Annotated in this window: 12 protein-coding genes and 3 rRNA genes (1 of these 15 cut by a window edge); 8 read left to right on the top strand and 7 right to left on the bottom strand. The window is 67.9% G+C overall.

Features of this window, described 5'->3' with window-relative positions:
• From JOD64_RS07925 to rrf, 3 genes are all read left to right on the top strand, one after another.
• Positions 1-17 (top strand): 16S ribosomal RNA (locus JOD64_RS07925) (it extends 1500 nt beyond the left edge of the window).
• A gap of 385 nt (positions 18-402) precedes the next feature.
• Positions 403-3511, top strand: a 23S ribosomal RNA gene (locus JOD64_RS07920).
• 86 nt (positions 3512-3597) lie between these two features.
• Positions 3598-3714: ribosomal RNA gene (gene rrf, locus JOD64_RS07915) — 5S ribosomal RNA — on the top strand.
• Together the 16S, 23S and 5S rRNA genes form the textbook arrangement of a ribosomal RNA operon.
• 97 nt (positions 3715-3811) lie before the next feature.
• Here the strand turns inward: rrf and JOD64_RS07910 are convergent.
• Positions 3812-4498, bottom strand: coding sequence for a hypothetical protein (locus JOD64_RS07910; protein ID WP_204941642.1), 687 nt, complete (start codon positions 4496-4498; stop codon positions 3812-3814).
• 69 nt (positions 4499-4567) lie between these two features.
• On the opposite strand from JOD64_RS07910, the gene JOD64_RS07905 reads away from it, so the two are divergent.
• Genes JOD64_RS07905 through JOD64_RS07895 form a run of 3 tightly spaced genes read left to right on the top strand, consistent with a single transcriptional unit; the run spans position 4568 to position 8912 of the window.
• The gene (locus JOD64_RS07905) at positions 4568-7186 is read left to right on the top strand and encodes a valine--tRNA ligase (RefSeq protein ID WP_204941641.1); all 2619 of its coding nucleotides are present in this window, start codon (positions 4568-4570) and stop codon (positions 7184-7186) included.
• Entirely contained in the window at positions 7183-8517 is a 1335-nt protein-coding gene (locus JOD64_RS07900) for a bifunctional folylpolyglutamate synthase/dihydrofolate synthase (protein ID WP_204941640.1), read from the top strand. The genes JOD64_RS07905 and JOD64_RS07900 overlap by 4 nt, the downstream gene beginning before the upstream one ends.
• Positions 8514-8912 (top strand): DUF4233 domain-containing protein, encoded by a 399-nt coding sequence (locus JOD64_RS07895; RefSeq protein ID WP_204941639.1) that lies wholly within the window; start codon positions 8514-8516, stop codon positions 8910-8912. Before JOD64_RS07900 ends, JOD64_RS07895 begins: the two co-directional genes overlap by 4 nt.
• Before the next feature lie 44 nt (positions 8913-8956).
• Here JOD64_RS07895 and JOD64_RS07890 read toward each other — a convergent pair whose 3' ends face one another.
• Positions 8957-10396, bottom strand: a complete 1440-nt coding sequence (locus JOD64_RS07890; protein ID WP_204941638.1) for a VOC family protein — start codon at positions 10394-10396, stop codon at positions 8957-8959.
• Between the two features lie 142 nt (positions 10397-10538).
• On the opposite strand from JOD64_RS07890, the gene ndk reads away from it, so the two are divergent.
• Positions 10539-10964: a nucleoside-diphosphate kinase gene (gene ndk / locus JOD64_RS07885; protein WP_204941637.1), complete on the top strand. Its 426-nt coding sequence runs from the start codon at positions 10539-10541 to the stop codon at positions 10962-10964.
• 36 nt (positions 10965-11000) lie between these two features.
• Here the strand turns inward: ndk and sigJ are convergent, their stop codons facing one another.
• The gene (gene sigJ, locus JOD64_RS07880; RefSeq protein ID WP_204941636.1) at positions 11001-11876 is read right to left on the bottom strand and encodes an RNA polymerase sigma factor SigJ; all 876 of its coding nucleotides are present in this window, start codon (positions 11874-11876) and stop codon (positions 11001-11003) included.
• Positions 11873-12304 (bottom strand): carboxymuconolactone decarboxylase family protein, encoded by a 432-nt coding sequence (locus JOD64_RS07875; protein WP_372434233.1) that lies wholly within the window; start codon positions 12302-12304, stop codon positions 11873-11875. Before JOD64_RS07875 ends, sigJ begins: the two co-directional genes overlap by 4 nt.
• A gap of 196 nt (positions 12305-12500) precedes the next feature.
• Between JOD64_RS07875 and JOD64_RS07870 the strand changes: the two genes are divergently transcribed.
• Positions 12501-14051 (top strand): alkaline phosphatase D family protein, encoded by a 1551-nt coding sequence (locus JOD64_RS07870; RefSeq protein ID WP_204941634.1) that lies wholly within the window; start codon positions 12501-12503, stop codon positions 14049-14051.
• Between the two features lie 168 nt (positions 14052-14219).
• Here JOD64_RS07870 and JOD64_RS07865 read toward each other — a convergent pair whose 3' ends face one another.
• From JOD64_RS07865 to JOD64_RS07855, 3 genes are read right to left on the bottom strand one after another with little or no spacing between them, the layout of a single operon-like run.
• Positions 14220-15008 (bottom strand): ABC transporter permease, encoded by a 789-nt coding sequence (locus JOD64_RS07865; RefSeq protein WP_204941633.1) that lies wholly within the window; start codon positions 15006-15008, stop codon positions 14220-14222.
• Positions 15009-15018: 10 nt separating this feature from the next.
• Positions 15019-15792, bottom strand: coding sequence for an ABC transporter permease (locus JOD64_RS07860; protein WP_307813291.1), 774 nt, complete (start codon positions 15790-15792; stop codon positions 15019-15021).
• Entirely contained in the window at positions 15789-16799 is a 1011-nt protein-coding gene (locus JOD64_RS07855) for an ABC transporter ATP-binding protein (RefSeq protein WP_204941632.1), read from the bottom strand. The genes JOD64_RS07860 and JOD64_RS07855 overlap by 4 nt, the downstream gene beginning before the upstream one ends.
• Between the last annotated feature and the right edge of the window lie 23 nt (positions 16800-16822).

Raw genomic sequence — 16822 nt, 5'->3', positions numbered from 1 at the left:
GCTGGATCACCTCCTTTCTAAGGAGCACCTTCCGACGAAAGTCGGTAAGGAGCCCGCACTACCCGAATGTGGTGGTGGGGTGCTCAGATGGCGGAGACACTGGCAAGTTTTACCCTGGCAACGGCCGGCGGCGCTTAGTACAGCCACTCTCTTCGGGGTGTGGTGGGAACGGATGACGTTGGTGCGGCTGGGGGAGAATGTGAGCACCCTGTTGGGTCCTGAAGGAACAACCATCGTGTTGTTGTTTCAGAGACTTGGCCAGCCTCCTTGTGGGGGCTGGAAGTCTGCCAGGCATGGCCTGGCTCCACATACCGCCGGCGGTTGTCGGGTTTGGTGTGGGGCGGATCGGGTTGTGGGTTGGTCGTTTGTTGAGAATTGCACAGTGGACGCGAGCATCTTTGTGGTCAAGTTGTCAAGGGCGAACGGTGAATGCCTTGGCACCAGGAGCCGATGAAGGACGTGGGAGGCCGCGATAGGCCTGGGGGAGCTGTCAACCAAGCTGTGATCCCAGGGTGTCCGAATGGGGAAACCTGGCACCAGTCATGTGGTGTCACCCACACCTGAACACATAGGGTGTGTGGAGGGAACGCGGGGAAGTGAAACATCTCAGTACCCGCAGGAAGAGAAAACAATTTAGTGATTCCGTGAGTAGTGGCGAGCGAAAGCGGATCGAGGCTAAACCGGCTGCGTGTGATACCTGTCAGGGGTTGCGTGGTCGGGGTTGTGGGACCCTGCTGAACAAGCTGACACTTGTTCGAGAAGTTACAAAGTTAGTGGCTAGTCGAACAGTCTGGAATGGCTGACCGTAGACGGTGAAAGTCCGGTAGGTGAAAGTTGCTGACCTTCTGTGGGTGTTCCCGAGTAGCGGCGGACCCCTGAAATCTGCCGTGAATCTGCCAGGACCACCTGGTAAGCCTAAATACTTCCTGGTGACCGATAGCGGACAAGTACCGTGAGGGAATGGTGAAAAGTACCCCGGGAGGGGAGTGAAATAGTACCTGAAACCGTTCGCCTACAATCCGTCGGAGCCTTGCGGGGTGACGGCGTGCCTTTTGAAGAATGAGCCTGCGAGTTAGTGGCATGTGGCGAGGTTAACCCGTGTGGGGGAGCCGTAGCGAAAGCGAGTCTGAATAGGGCGATTCAGTCGCGTGTCCTAGACCCGAAGCGGAGTGATCTAGCCATGGGCAGGCTGAAGCGCGGGTAAGACCGCGTGGAGGGCCGAACCCACCAATGTTGAAAAATTGGGGGATGACCTGTGGTTAGGGGTGAAAGGCCAATCAAACTCCGTGATAGCTGGTTCTCCCCGAAATGCATTTAGGTGCAGCGTCGCGTGTTTCTTGCCGGAGGTAGAGCACTGGATGGTCTAGGGGGCCCACAAGCTTACCGAAATCAGCCAAACTCCGAATGCCGGTAAGTGAGAGCGCGGCAGTGAGACTGCGGGGGATAAGCTTCGTAGTCGAGAGGGAAACAGCCCAGATCACCAGCTAAGGCCCCTAAGCGTGTGCTAAGTGGAAAAGGATGTGGGGTCGCATAGACAACCAGGAGGTTGGCTTAGAAGCAGCCACCCTTTAAAGAGTGCGTAATAGCTCACTGGTCAAGTGGTTCCGCGCCGACAATGTAGCGGGGCTCAAGCACACCGCCGAAGCTGTGGCATTCACATTTTATCCTCGCTTGGACTTGATTCCTTGTGCAGGTGTGTGGATGGGTAGGGGAGCGTCGTGCCGCGAGTGAAGCAGCGGGGTGACCCAGTTGTGGACGCGGCACGAGTGAGAATGCAGGCATGAGTAGCGAAAGAAGGGTGAGAAACCCTTCCGCCGGATGACCAAGGGTTCCAGGGCCAGGCTAATCCGCCCTGGGTGAGTCGGGACCTAAGGCGAGGCCGAGAGGCGTAGTCGATGGACAACGGGTTGATATTCCCGTACCCGCGAAAGAGCGTCCCTGATGAACCTCGTTGTGCTAACCGCCCGAACTTGGTGAGGTCTTCGGACTGAGCTGAGGGAGCGTGGGAACCTGATGGGTAGTAGTCAAGCGATGGGGTGACGCAGGAAGGTAGCTGAGCCCGGCCGGTGGTTGTGCCGGGGTAAGCGTGTAGGCCGTGTTGTAGGCAAATCCGCAACACATATAGGCTGAGACGTGATGCCGAGCCGATTCAGGTGAAGTCAGTGATCCTATGCTGCCGAGAAAAGCCTCTAGCGAGTTCTTAGCGGCCCGTACCCCAAACCGACACAGGTGGTCAGGTAGAGAATACCGAGGCGATCGGGCGAACTGTGGTTAAGGAACTCGGCAAATTGCCCCCGTAACTTAGGGAGAAGGGGGGCCGGAGACGTGAAGCCCCGCGCGGGTGGAGCGTTGTATGGCCGCAGAGAGCAGGGGGAAGCGACTGTTTACTAAAAACACAGGTCCATGCGAAGAAGTAATTCGATGTATATGGACTGACGCCTGCCCGGTGCTGGAACGTTAAGGGGACCTGTTAGCTCTTCGGGGCGAAGCGGAGAACTTAAGCGCCAGTAAACGGCGGTGGTAACTATAACCATCCTAAGGTAGCGAAATTCCTTGTCGGGTAAGTTCCGACCTGCACGAATGGCGTAACGACTTCCCCACTGTCTCAACCACAGGCCCGGCGAAATTGCAGTACGAGTAAAGATGCTCGTTACGCGCGGCAGGACGGAAAGACCCCGGGACCTTTACTATAGCTTGACATTGGTACTCGAATTAGCTTGTGTAGGATAGGTGGGAGCCGGTGAAGTCCATACGCCAGTATGGGTGGAGGCAATCTTGAAATACCACTCTGGTTGATTTGGGTATCTAACTTCGGACCGTTATCCGGTTCAGGGACAGTGTCTGGTGGGTAGTTTAACTGGGGCGGTTGCCTCCTAAAAGGTAACGGAGGCGCCCAAAGGTTCCCTCAGCCTGGTTGGCAATCAGGTGTTGAGTGCAAGTACACAAGGGAGCTTGACTGTGAGACTGACAGGTCGAGCAGGGACGAAAGTCGGGACTAGTGATCCGGCACTTGCGAGTGGAAGCGGTGTCGCTCAACGGATAAAAGGTACCCCGGGGATAACAGGCTGATCTTCCCCAAGAGTCCATATCGACGGGATGGTTTGGCACCTCGATGTCGGCTCGTCGCATCCTGGGGCTGTAGCAGGTCCCAAGGGTTGGGCTGTTCGCCCATTAAAGCGGTACGCGAGCTGGGTTTAGAACGTCGTGAGACAGTTCGGTCCCTATCCGCCGTGCGCGTAGGATACTTGAGAAGGGCTGTCCCTAGTACGAGAGGACCGGGACGGACGAACCTCTGGTGTGCCAGTTGTCCTGCCAAGGGCACGGCTGGTTAGCTACGTTCGGAAGGGATAACCGCTGAAAGCATCTAAGCGGGAAGCCTGCTTCAAGATGAGGTATCCCACCCACTTTGTGGGGTAAGGCCCCCAGCTAGACGACTGGGTTGATAGGCCGGAAATGTAAGCCCGGTAACGGGTTCAGTTGACCGGTACTAATAGGCCGAGGACTTGACTACTAAGCTGCTACGCGTCCACTGTGCAACTCTGAACAAGCGAACACCCGTGATTTTTGTGCCGGGGTTGTTTGATATGTTCATAGAGTTACGGCGGTCATGGCGGAGGGGAAACGCCCGGTCACATTCCGAACCCGGAAGCTAAGCCCTCCAGCGCCGATGGTACTGCACTCGTGAGGGTGTGGGAGAGTAGGACGCCGCCGGACAATCTTTCAGAAAGGGCCACCCCCAACAGGGGTGGCCCTTTCTGCATTTCCTGATCGTGGGTGACCCCGCCACAAAGGCGCCGGCGTCAGCGCGTCGTCAGCCCCGCGACTGCATGTCTGCGCGGAGGTTACGCAGCAGGCCGCCGGCGTCGTCGACCGACCGGCCCGGGAACATCGCCATCACCACGCTGCCGTGGTCGGCCCAGCCGCACACCGCGAAGTCGCCGCCCTCACCGCTGGTGTTGCCGCACTTCATCACGCCGCCCAGGTCGCCCGCAGGCACCTCGCGCAGGCCGCTCACCGCCCCCGTCTCGTCCGACATCAGGCGGAAGAGGCTGTCCAGGTCCCGCTCTGGTTGCCAGAGCAGGGTGGTGCCCCCGAAGACGAGCACCGAGCGCTTGTCGTCGGCCGGGTCGCGGTAGACCGTGCCGAAACTGCGGTCCAACTCGATGTCCGCGGCCAGACCGCTGCGCAGGTAGTCGGCTGTGCTCTTCGCCCGTTCGCTGTCGTCTCGAGTCAGGCCTGCTACCTGCTCGGGTGAGGTCAGCTGGGTGTCCTTCTGCTGCGCGATCCGCCACCCGCCAACACCCAGCACCCCGGCACCGGCGAGGCCGACCACGAGCGCGACCGTCCAACCGATCTTGCGCCGTCGGGACCAACCTGCCGACTGCTCGTCGGGGTCGCCCCCGGAGTCCCGGGTGCTCAGCTGGATCGGCTCTTCGGTCAGCTCGACCGGCTCGCGACCGCCGGCGAGCGAACGCTCGGTGAGATGTGCGTCGGACATAGCCGACACCGTACGCGAACCACAGGTGGCGCACGTCAGGTCTGCGGAAGCCCTCCGTAGACTTGACAGGTGACCGAGAGACTGGATGCCCAACGCCCCGACGCCCCCACCCTTGCCGGCCAGTACCAGCCCGGCGAGGTAGAGCAGCGACGGTACGAGCAGTGGGTAGCCGCCGGACACTTCCGGGCCTCCGCCGACAGCGACAAGCCGCCCTTCACCATCGTCATTCCGCCGCCGAACGTCACCGGCTCCCTGCACATGGGCCACGCGTTCGAGCACACGCTGATGGACGCCTTGACCAGGCGTAAGCGGATGCAGGGCTTCGAGGCGCTCTGGCTGCCCGGCATGGACCACGCCGGCATCGCCACCCAGAACCTGGTCGAGCGCCAGCTCGCCGCCGAGGGCCTTTCCCGGCACGACCTCGGGCGGGAGAAGTTCGTCGAGCGGGTCTGGCAGTGGAAGGCCGAGTCCGGCGGCGCCATCCTCGGCCAGATGCGACGCCTCGGCGACTCCGTCGACTGGGACCGTGAGCGGTTCACCATGGACGAGGGGCTGACCCGGGCCGTCCAGACGATTTTCAAGAAGCTCTTCGACGAGGGTCTCATCTACCGGGCCAACCGGATCATCAACTGGTGCCCGCGTTGCCTGACCGCGCTCTCCGACATCGAGGTGGAGCACACCGACGACGACGGTGAGCTGATCTCCATCCGGTACAGCGACGAGGTCGTGGTGGCCACCACCCGGGCCGAGACGATGCTGGGGGACACCGCCGTGGCGGTGCACCCGGATGACGAGCGCTACCAGCACCTGATCGGCACCGAGGTCGAGCTGCCGCTGACCGGCCGCCGTATCCCGATCGTCGCCGACGCGCACGTCGACCCGTCGTTCGGTACCGGCATGGTCAAGGTGACGCCGGCGCACGACCCGAACGACTTCGAGATCGGCCAGCGTCACGACCTGCCCGCGATCACCGTGATGGACGAGCGTGGCGTGATCACCGTGCCCGGCCCGTTCGAAGGCTTGGACCGGTTCGAGGCGCGGCCCGCGATCGTGGCGGCGCTACGCGAGCAGGGCCGGATCGTCGCGGAGAAGCGGCCGTACGTGCACGCGGTCGGGCACTGCTCGCGGTGCAAGACGACAGTCGAACCGCGGCTTTCGCTGCAGTGGTTCGTCAACACCGCGCCGCTGGCCCAGGCCGCCGGCGACGCGGTCCGTGACGGCCGGGTCCGCATCGAGCCGGCCGAGCTGGCCAAGCGCTACTTCGCCTGGGTCGACAACATGCACGACTGGTGCATCTCCCGCCAGCTGTGGTGGGGTCACCGCATCCCGGTCTGGTACGGCCCGCAGGGCGAGATCGTCTGTGTCGGCCCGGACGAGCAGCCGCCGACGGGTGACGGCTGGCGGCAGGACGACGACGTGCTGGACACCTGGTTCTCCAGCGCGCTGTGGCCGTTCTCCACCCTCGGCTGGCCCGAGCAGACCCCGGACCTGGCCAAGTTCTACCCGACGAGCGTCCTGGTCACGGGCTACGACATCCTGTTCTTCTGGGTCGCCCGGATGATGATGTTCGGCCTGTACGCGATGGACGGCAAGCAGCCGTTCGACGTCGTGGCCCTGCACGGCATGGTTCGCGACGAGCATGGCAAGAAAATGTCCAAGTCGTTCGGGAACGTGGTCGACCCGCTGGACTGGATCGACCGGTTCGGCGCCGACGCCACCCGGTTCACCCTGGCCCGCGGTGCGAACCCTGGCCAGGACGTCCCGGTTAGCGAGGAGTGGTGCCAGGGCTCGCGCAACTTCTGCAACAAGCTCTGGAACGCCACCCGGTTCGCCCTGATGAACGGGGCGCACACCACGGGCGACCTGCCGGCCGTCGAGCAGCTCTCCACCGTCGACCGGTGGATCCTGTCCCGGCTGGCGCACGTCACCGCCGAGGTCGAGGAGCAGTTCGAGGCGTACGAGTTCGCCAAGGTTTGCGACCTGCTCTACCACTTCGCCTGGGACGACGTCTGCGACTGGTACGTCGAGCTGAGCAAGCCGGTGCTCGCCGAGGGTGGTGAGCGTGCCGACACCAGCCGGCGGGTGCTCGGGCACGTGCTGGACCAGCTGCTGCGGCTGCTGCACCCGGTCATCCCGTTCGTCACCGAGGAGCTGTGGCTCGCGCTGACCGGTGGTGAGACGGTGCAGACCGCCGCCTGGCCGGTGGCCGACCGGTCGCTGGTCGACGACGCTGCCGAGGCCGAGCTGGTCAGTGTGCAGCGGGTGGTCACCGAGATCCGGCGGTTCCGTTCCGACCAGGGGTTGCGCCCGACCCAGCGGGTGGCCGCCCGGCTGGACGGGCTGGCCGGCGCTGGTATCGACGCCCACGAGCCACTGATCCGTTCGCTGGTCCGGCTGGACCCGGCCGGCGACGACTTCCAGGCCAGCGCCACGCTGGCCATGCCCGGCGCGGTCGGTGTCGCGTTGGACACCCGGGGGTCGATCGACGTGGCCGCCGAGCGGGCCCGGCTGACGAAGGACCGCGCGGCGGCTGAGAAGGAGGTCGCGCAGGCCCGGTCGAAGCTCGACAACCCTGCCTTCATCGGCAAGGCCCCCGAGCCGGTGGTCGCGAAGATCCGCGACCGGCTCGCCACCGCCGAGGCCGACCTGGTCCGGATCGACGCTGCTCTGGAGACACTTTCCTCGTGACCGACCGTACCGAATTCGCCGCAGTCGAGGCCGAGCTGAACGCCCGTGGCTTCACCCGCATGGTTTTCGAGCTGGACCGGATCGAGTCGCTGCTCGACCTGCTCGGCAGCCCACAGCGGGCGTACCCGTCGATCCACCTGACCGGCACCAACGGCAAGACCTCCACCGCGCGCATGATCGACTCGCTGTTGCGGGCGCATGGACTGCACACGGGGCGGTACACCAGCCCGCACCTGGAGACCGTCCGGGAGCGGATCAGCCTGGACGGGGAGCCGGTCAGCGAGGAGCGGTTCACGTCGGTGTACCGGGAGATCAAACCGCTGGCCGAGCTGATCGACGCGCGGTCCGACGAGCCGCTGACGTACTTCGACATGACGACGGCGCTGGCGTTCGCCACGTTTGCCGACGCGCCTGTCGACATCGCGGTGGTCGAGGTGGGCCTCGGCGGTGCCGAGGACGCCACCAACGTCATTCAGGCCGGGGTCTGTGTGATCACCCCGATCGGCCTGGACCACACCGAGTGGCTGGGTGACACGCTTCAGGACATTGCGCTGGCCAAGGCCGGCATCATCCACCCGGGCGCCACGGTGATCGCCGCGGCGCAGGAGGAGGAGGCTGCCGGCCCCATCCTCGACCGTTGCGCCGAAGTGGGAGCGACCCTCGCCCGGGAGGGCACCGAGTTCGGCGTGCTGGGCCGGGCGGTCGCCGTCGGCGGGCAGGTGCTCACCCTGCAGGGCCTGGGTGGCGTCTACGACGACGTGTTCGTCCCGCTGCACGGTGCCCACCAGGCGCAGAACGCCGCAGTGGCGCTGGCCGCCGTGGAGGCGTTCCTGGGTGCCGGGGCCCGACGGCAGTTGGACATCGAGGCGGTCCGGGAGGGCTTCGCCTCGACCAGCTCCCCGGGGCGGCTGGAGCGGGTACGCAACGCCCCGACCATCCTGCTGGACGGCGCGCACAACCCGCACGGTATGGCGGCCACCGTCACCGCGCTGCAGGAGGAGTTCGCGTTCAGCAAGCTGGTGGCGGTGGTCGGCGTACTCGCCGACAAGGACGCCGAGGGGCTGTTGGAGCTGCTGGAGCCTGTGGTCGACCAGTTGGTGGTCACCCGCAACAGCTCGCCACGGGCGATGCCGACGGCGGAACTCGTCGAGCTGGCCGGTGAGATCTTCGGCGAGGAGCGGGTGGAGTTGGCCGAGGAGATGCCGGACGCGATCGAGTTGGCGGTGGCGTTGGCCGAGGAGGACGTCCCCGGTGAGCTCAGCGGGGTGGGGGTGCTGGTCACGGGTTCGGTGGTGACGGTCGCCGACGCCCGTCGGTTGCTGAAGCGATGACCGGCCCGGAGGGGGACCCGCGCGCCACGGGGGAGGAGCCGGCGGCCGGACAGCCGCGCCGCTCCGGGTTGCGCAACCCGGAGCGGGCGGTACGCGGCCTGGGCGCCGGCACGCTCAGCCTGGAGGCGCTCGTGCTGCTGCTGGCGATCCAGCCGATCCGGGTGGTCGGTGGTGACCTCAGCGGTACCGCGATCGGTGCCGTGGTGGCACTGGCGGTGGCCGCCGTCGTACTCGCTGGCATGATGCGCCGCCCCTGGGCCTGGCACGCCGGCACCGTGCTCCAGGGACTGCTGATGCTGGGTGGCCTGCTGCACTGGTCGCTGCTCGGGCTGGGCATCATCTTCGCGCTGGTGTGGGCGTACGCGTTGCACGTTCGTCGGGTCATCCTCGGCTGAGGCACTACCCGGTCTGGTGACACCCCGACGTGGTGCGGGCCGGGTCAGGCCTCGGCGCGTTCACGCCACTGGGTGAGCGCGATGCCGTGGCCGTCCGGGTCGCGGAACGCCGCCGCCCACACCTCCAGCCTGGTGCCCCGGTTGACCACCCGGGGCGCGTACGTGAATCGGACGCCCGACTCGCGTAGGCGCTCGTACGCCGCTTCGATGTCGTTGACCTCGAGGTTGACGTGCACCAGCCGGCGGCTGATGGGCGCGGCGCCGGTCACCTCGCGCAGCACGAGCCGGGTCGTGCCGGAGGCGAGTACGGCGTTGCCGGCACCCTGGTCGACCTCGGTGAAGCCGAGCACGTCGCGGTAGAAGCCGAGCGACCGGGACAGGTCGGTCACCAGGAGGGTGAGGCCCACCCCGCTGATCGGCGCCGTCGGGTCGGCAGCCGCGCCGTCGTCGAACCCGAAGATCGCCTCGTCCAGTTCCGCGTCGGTGACGGTCTCGCGGGCCGCCCCGACCGGGGACGGATCGTCCAGCGGAAGGTCGAGTGGGTCGAGCGGGTCGGTCGCCCGTGGGCCGGACCGCTGCGCGGGCGGCGGGTCGAAGCGCTCCGTGGGCGGCGGGTCGGTTGCCCGGTCGTCCTCGGGCCGGTCGAACGGGTCGGCTCCGGGCTCGTCGAAGCGCTCCTCGGCGGGTGAACGCGGCGCCGGGGTGGCCCGCCGGGGCAGCCCACCACCGGCCTGCTGCTCGACGACGACGCCCTCCAGGACCACAGGGCCGCCGGGGCTCTGGTGCATCACCACGGGCTCGCGTTCCTCGGACACGACGCCCGGGTCGTCGCGCAGGGGATCGGGGCGCAGCGGGTCGTTGGTGCGCAGCGGGTCGTTGGTGCGCAGCGGGTCGGGGCCGAGCGGGTCACGGAACGGGTCGCGGAAGTCGTCCCGGAAGTCGTCGTCCGGCCCACGGTCGGCCCACGGCGGGGCATCCTGCTGGATCAGCACCTCGTCGATGGCGTCGGCGTCGGCGAACTCCGGCGGGAGGTCGGCGACGGCGGCGGCGGTCTCGGCGTGGGTCAGCACCTCGTCCCAGAGGACCTTGACGTGCCGCTGGTCGTCCAACGCGACCCGGATCGGCAGGGTCTGACCCAGTGACGGCCACTTGGAGACCGGCACCCTCGGCTCGATGATCTTCTTGGATCGCGGCGGCAGACCGGGCGCATCGATCACCAGTTGCAGTTCGCAGCGGCCGAACGCGTACTGGGTGGGTGGTTCGGAGGCGCTGTGCACGTGCCCGACGCCGACCACCCAGGTGCGCCCGCCGCCGCGTATGGTCGCCAGCGCGATCGCCAGCACCAACAGGGCGACCCCGAGAGCCACGATGGCCCAACTGGTCATGCCCAGCCCGAAGAGGACGACGAACGTGGCCACGGTGCCCAGCACCGCGCCGATCAGCTTGCGTACCGGCGCGATGGGCCGGTTCCCGCCATTCGCCACAGTGGACCTCCCGGGGGTCAGGGCCAGGCTAGGCCGGATCGGCCACCGGGGGAAAGACCGGCCGCCGCGCCGGCGCCGGGACCGGGTCGCTAGGCTGACCGTACCGATCCCGAGCGTTCATGGCGTACAGGAGGAACCCAGCGTGTCCAGCAACAGCCCGGATGAGCGCAGCCTCGTTCTGATCAAGCCCGACGCGGTCCGCCGCGGCCTGGTCGGCGAGCTCCTCTCCCGCTTCGAGCGCAAGGGGCTGCAGATCGACGCGATGGTGCACCGGACGATGGACGCCGCGCTCGCCGACGAACACTACGCCGAGCACGTCGACAAGGCTTTCTACCCGCCGCTGAAGGACTTCATGACCAGCGGTCCACTTGTCGCTCTGGTGCTCTCCGGAGATCAGGTCATCGACGTGGTCCGCGGGCTGGTCGGTGCCACCGACGGGCGCAAGGCCGCGGCCGGCACCATCCGGGGTGACCTGTCGCTGTCCAACCGGGAGAACCTGGTGCACGCCTCCGACTCGACGGACAGCGCCAAGCGCGAGATCGCGCTCTGGTTTCCCGAGCTGGGCTGACGCGACCCGGCCGGCGCGGATCGACGGTGCCGGGGTTCAGTCGACGGACTGCATTTTGGTCGGGTTGCCGACCACGTAGATCCCGGTGATCTGACCGCCTGCCGCGGCGATGGTGAAGGCGTACCGAATGCCGTCCGCGTGGGTGATCACCACTGCGGGTTCCCCGTTGAGCTCGATCCGTTCGATGGCCGTGGGGTTGCGTCGGCCGTAGATTCCGGCGTAGAACCGGGCGATCCGGTCCGCGCCACTGACGGGATTGAGGGCGGCCCGTACCCGCCCACCACCGTCGTTCCAGGCTGTGGCGTCCGAGGCGACCAGGCTGGTGAGGGTCGCCAGATCCCCCTCCTGGGCGGCGGCCAGGAACGCGTCGAGCAACCGCTCCCGCTCCGAGCGGCTGGCGGTGAACCGGCGCTGTTCCTGCTGTACCCGCGCGGTCGCCCGGTGATGCAACTGCCGGCAGTCGGCAGCGGACCGGTCCAGGATCTCGCCGATCTCCGTGTACGGCAGCTCGAAGGCCGTGTGCAGGACGTACACCGCCCGCTCCGGCGGGGTGAGCCGCTCCAGGACGTGCAACAACGCCGTGGAGAGCGAGTCGCGCAACTCCGCGCGGTCCAACGGCCCGAACGGCGAGGGCGTGGTCGGCACCGGCTCGGGCAGCCACGTCCCCACGTACGTCTCGCGGCCGGACTGCCGGGCCCGCAACCGGTCCAGGGCCAACCGGGTGACCACCCGGGACAGGTACCGGCGCGGCTCGTCGACCGTCGAACGGTCCACGCCCAGCCAGCGCAGGTACGTCTCCTGGAGCACGTCCTCCGCGTCGTGCCAGCTGCCGAGCAGGCGGTACGCGAGCCCGAGCAGCATCGGCCGGTGCGCCTGGAGCGCACCGGCCGCCTCTGCTGCCTCGGTGGTCACGCCTGGGCCGGCGGCTCCAGCCGCATCGTCACCCCGATCCGATTCCACACGTTGATTGTGGCAATCGCGATGACGAGGTCGGCCAGTTCCTTCTCCGACCAGACCTTCGCGGCGTCATTCCACACGTCGTCCGGGACACCGTGCTCACCGAGCCGGGTGACCGCGTCGGTGAGCGCCAGCGCGGCCCGCTCCCGCTCGTCGAAGAACGGCGACTCCTGCCAGGCGGCGACCGCGAACAGGCGGCGGCTCGACTCGCCTTCGGCGAGCGCGTCCCGGCTGTGCATGTCCACGCAGTACGCGCACCCGTTGATCATCGACGCCCGCAGCTTCACCAGCTCAAGCACGGTTCGGTCGACGTTCGACTGGACGTACTTCTCCAGCCCCATGACGGCCTGGTACGCCTTCGGCGCCACCTCGCTGGGATTCATTCGCTGCATGACTACCTCCCCTGATCGGTTCGACATCGACACGACGGATCGGCGGGGGCGCGTCGTGACAGCCGTGGCTGTGACTCCGGTCATGCCGAGCGGACAACCTGCGTTCCGATCCGCGTCATCCGCATCGCCGATCGCGGTCATCTCCGGCCGGTAGACCGACGGGGTCAACTCATGACCGGGAGGAAGCATGACCGAGCTCGATCGACGTACCCTGCTGCGGGCTGGCCTGGTGGCCGGTGCCGGAGTCGCCGGCGGCGCCCTGCTGGGCGGTGCCGGCGCGACCGCGGCTCCGGCCTGGCGCCCGGCGGGACGGCCGGTACTCACCCACGGTGTGCAGAGCGGTGACGTCACCGCGGACTCGGCGCTGGTCTGGACGCGGGCCGACCGGCCGGGTCGGATGCTGGTCGAGGTGAGCCGTCGGCCGGACTTCCGGGGTGCCCGGAAGCTGCGCGGCCCGGTGCTCACCCCGAACGGTGACTTCACCGGAAAGGTCCGGCTGCGCGGCCTGCCGGACGCCGAGCGGCTGCACTACCGGGTCCGGGTGGAGAGCCTGGACCGGCACGGGGTGGTCAGCGAGCCGCTGACCGGGTCGCTGACCACCGCGCCGGGCCGGCACCGGCGGCGCGACGTGAAGTTCGTCTGGACCGGCGACATCGTCGGGCAGGGCTGGGGGATCGACCCGAACTTCGGCGGGATGTCGATCTTCCGGGCCATGCGGGAGACCCGGCCGGACTTCTACCTGTGCAGCGGCGACACGGTGTACGCCGACGGCCCGCTGGTCGAGTCGGTGACGCTGCCCGACGGGCGGATCTGGCGCAACCTGGTGACCCCCGAGAAGAGCAAGGTCGCCGAGACGCTGACCGAGTACCGGGGACAGTTCGCGTACAACCTGCTCGACAAGCACCTACGGGAGTTCGCCGCCACGGTGCCGCAGATCAACCAGTGGGACGACCACGAGGTCCTCAACAACTGGTACCCGGGGGAGATCCTGGACGACCCCCGCTACACCGAGCAGCGGGTGGACGTGCTCGCCGCCCGGGCCCGGCAGGCGTTCAACGAGTGGCTGCCGGTGCCGGTCGACGGTCCGATGTACCGGCGGTTGTCGTACGGGCCGTCGCTCGACGTGTTCGTGCTCGACATGCGGACCCACAAGGACCCGAACGACGGCAACACGTACGCCGACCCGAAGCGCGGTCTGCTCGGCCGCGAGCAGCGGGAGTGGCTGATCCGGGAGCTGAAGCGGTCCACGGCGACCTGGAAGGTGATCGCGAACGACCTGCCGATCGGGGTGGTGGTGCCGGACGGTCCGACCGCCCAGGAAGGCGTCGCGCAGGGTGACCCGGGCGCGCCGGCCGGACGTGAGCTCGAGTTCGCCGAGGTGCTGAGGGCCACCCATCGGGCCGGGGTGACCGGCATGGTCTTCCTCACCGCCGACGTGCACTACTCGGCCGCGCACCACTACGACCCGTCCCGTGCGGCGGTCGGTGACTTCACCCCGTTCTGGGAGTTCGTCTCCGGACCCGCGCACGCCGGGGCGTTCGGCCCGAACGCGCTGGACGGTACGTTCGGCCCGCAGGCGGCCTTCGTGCACGCCCCGCCGCAGGCCAACAGCTCACCGGCGGAGGGCTTCCAGCACTTCGGTGAGGTCTCCATCGACGGGAAGTCGGAGGCCCTGACGGTCCACCTCCGCGACCGCGACGGTGCCTCCCTCTGGTCCACCACCCTCCCAGCCCCCTGACCCACCCCCCTGACCCACCCTCATCCCGGGCTAGCCCACCCCGACCCACCCCTGGCCCCGTTGATCATGAGGTTATCGTCACGACACGCCGGCGCGGCCAGCAATAACCTCATGATCAACGGGCTGGGGCTGGGGCTGGGGCTGGGGCTGGGGCTGGGTCGGGTTGGGTTACAGGGTGTCTAGGGAGGCTCGGCGGCGGGACTCGGCTTCGAAGACCTTGAGCAGGAGTGCGGCGAGGACGGCGTAGGCGGTGGCGATGGCGAGTTCGGCGGCGAGTTGAGGTGCGGCGGCCTGGAAGCCGTCGCCCGCGACCAGCCGGCGGGCCGCCTCGGCGGCGTGGGTGATCGGCAACAGCTCGCCGGTGATCCGCATCCAGGCCGGTAGCCCGGCCGCGGGCACGTTCACGCCGGTGAGCAGGAGCAGCAGCGCCACCGAGACGTTGGAGACCAGCCAGACATCGCGGAACCGAAGCCCGATCGCGCCCAGGGTCAGGCCGAAGAAGCCACAGGCCAGCGCCGCGACCGCCAGGGTCAGCAGCAACCCCGGCAGCGCGTCGAGCGGCACCCGGAGGCCGAGCAGCAGCGCCGCGGCGGTCATGGTGGTCACCGCGATCAGCAGACCATTCGCCGCGTACGGCAGGACGCGGCCGAGGAAGACCGCGGTGCGGCTGCGCGGCGACAGCAGCACGTGCCCGAGGGTGCCGAAGCGGCGCTCGTTGGAGACCGCCATCGTGCCGCCGAACACGCAGGCCAGGGAGGCCGCCAGTACCGCGTTGCCGGTGATGTAGAAGCCGTCGTCGGCGACTCCGAGCTGGCGTCCCAGGTAGGCGAAGAAGAGCAGCTGGAACAGCGGGCCGACGAGCAGCGTGCCGACGAACATCGCCGGGGTGGTCCAGTTGAACAGTGCCCGGTAGGCGATCACGCCACCGGTGCCGACCAGGCGGAGCAGTGCGGTCATCGTCGCCTCCTCAGGCCAGAGCGAGGGTGGCCGCCGCGCGGGCTCGCCGCTCGACGTGGGTCATCATGATCGCGCCGAGCGCCAGGCAGGCCAGGCTGATCGCCAGGCAGATGCCGAGCGATGGCCAGACCGGCCCGCTGCCGGTGGCCGCCTCGCGGACCGCACGCGCCCCCCAGGTGGTGGGCAGCACGGCGGCGATCGGGCCGGTCCAGCCGGGCAGCGCGGTGATCGGCACGAGCATCCCGGAGACCAACCAGATCGGGTACTCCAGCGTGTTGGTCAGCGCGTTGGCGTTGCGCAACAGCACGAACGTGGAGGCGAGCAGCAGGCCGAACATGCCGAGCCCGATGATGCAGCCGGGCACCGCGATCGCGAAGGCCAGCGGATCGGCGAAGGTCAGCGGTATGCCGTACAGCAGGCGGCCCCAGGCCAGCGTGGCGACCATCGCGTACGTGCCGGTGAGCGCGGTGGCCAGCGTGATCGGCAGGACCACCAGGGCCGGTGGCCGGGGCGCCAACATGATCATCTCCAGGGTGCCCTGCCAGCGCTGGTTCTGGACGGCGCCACCGGAACCGAACAGCACCGACGACCAGACGCCCATCAGCCCCGCCCCGACAGCCGCCTCCAACAGTCGACCCGGCTCACCGCCGGCCCGGAACAGGTAGACGGCCAGGGTCGCCTGCACCACCGGCACGATCAGCGCCGTAGCGATCTCGAACGGCGACCGGCTGAGCTGCTTGGTGTGCAGCAGCGCGCCCACCGCGATCATCCGCAGCGTCCTCACCCGGCCACCGCCTCGACGAGGCGAGCCTGCGCGTTCACCCGGTTCACGATCGCCACGTACGCGTCCTCCAGGGTGGGCTGCCGGGCGGTGACCCGACCCAGTCGGACCCCGTCCAGCGCGCGCAGCACGTCGGCCTGCACGTCCACCCCCGCGTCGGACTGCACGCTCAGCACCTGGGCCGCCCCGGCGACGGTCACGCTCGCCTCCCGTACGCCGGGCAGGGCGTGGATGGCCGCGAGTTGCGCGTCGCCGACCCCGTACGCCTCCACCTCCAGCACCTGCCGGCCGTCGGCGTGGTGCCGCAGCTCGGCGGGGGTGCCGAGGGCCTGGATCGTGCCGTTGGCGATCACCGCGATCCGGCCGCACAGCTCGTCCGCCTCGGCCATGTAGTGCGTGGTGAGCAGCACGGTGGTGCCGGTGGCGGCCAGCTCGGCGACGGTCTGCCGCAGCTCCCGGGCGGCCACCGGGTCCACGCCGATCGACGGCTCGTCGAGGAAGAGGACGCGCGGCCGGTGCAGCAGGCCCCGGGCGATGTGCAGCCGCTGCCGCATGCCCCGGGAGTAACCCTCCACCCGGTCGTTCTCCCGGCCGGTCAACCGGACCAGCTCGAACAGCTCGGCGATCCGCCGCTTCTGCTCCCGCCCCGGCACGCCGTACAACTCGGCGAAGTAGCGCAGGTTGTCCCGGGCGGAGAGCCGGTCGTAGAGGCCACGGTCGCCGCCGAAGACGTACCCGATCCGTCGGCGCACCTCCCGGGTCTGCCGGACCACGTCGAAGCCGCAGATCCGGGCCTCGCCGGCGGTCGGGATGAGCAGCGTGTTCAGCAGCTTGATGGTCGTGGTCTTGCCAGCGCCGTTCGGCCCGAGCAGGCCGAACAGCTCCCCGTTGCCGACCGTCAGGTCGACGCCGCGGACCGCCTCCACCTCCCGGCGCTGTGGTCGTAACCAGCCCGTTCGGCTGCGGTAGGTGCGGCGCAGCCCGGCCGCCTCGATCGCGTACTCGCTCATGGCGGCCACGCTAGGAGCAGCGG

The sequence above is a fragment of the Micromonospora luteifusca genome (assembly GCF_016907275.1).
Lineage (GTDB): Bacteria > Actinomycetota > Actinomycetes > Mycobacteriales > Micromonosporaceae > Micromonospora > Micromonospora luteifusca.
The sequence above is the reverse complement of the archived record's forward strand: the minus strand, read 5'-3'. Positions and strand labels throughout refer to the sequence as shown.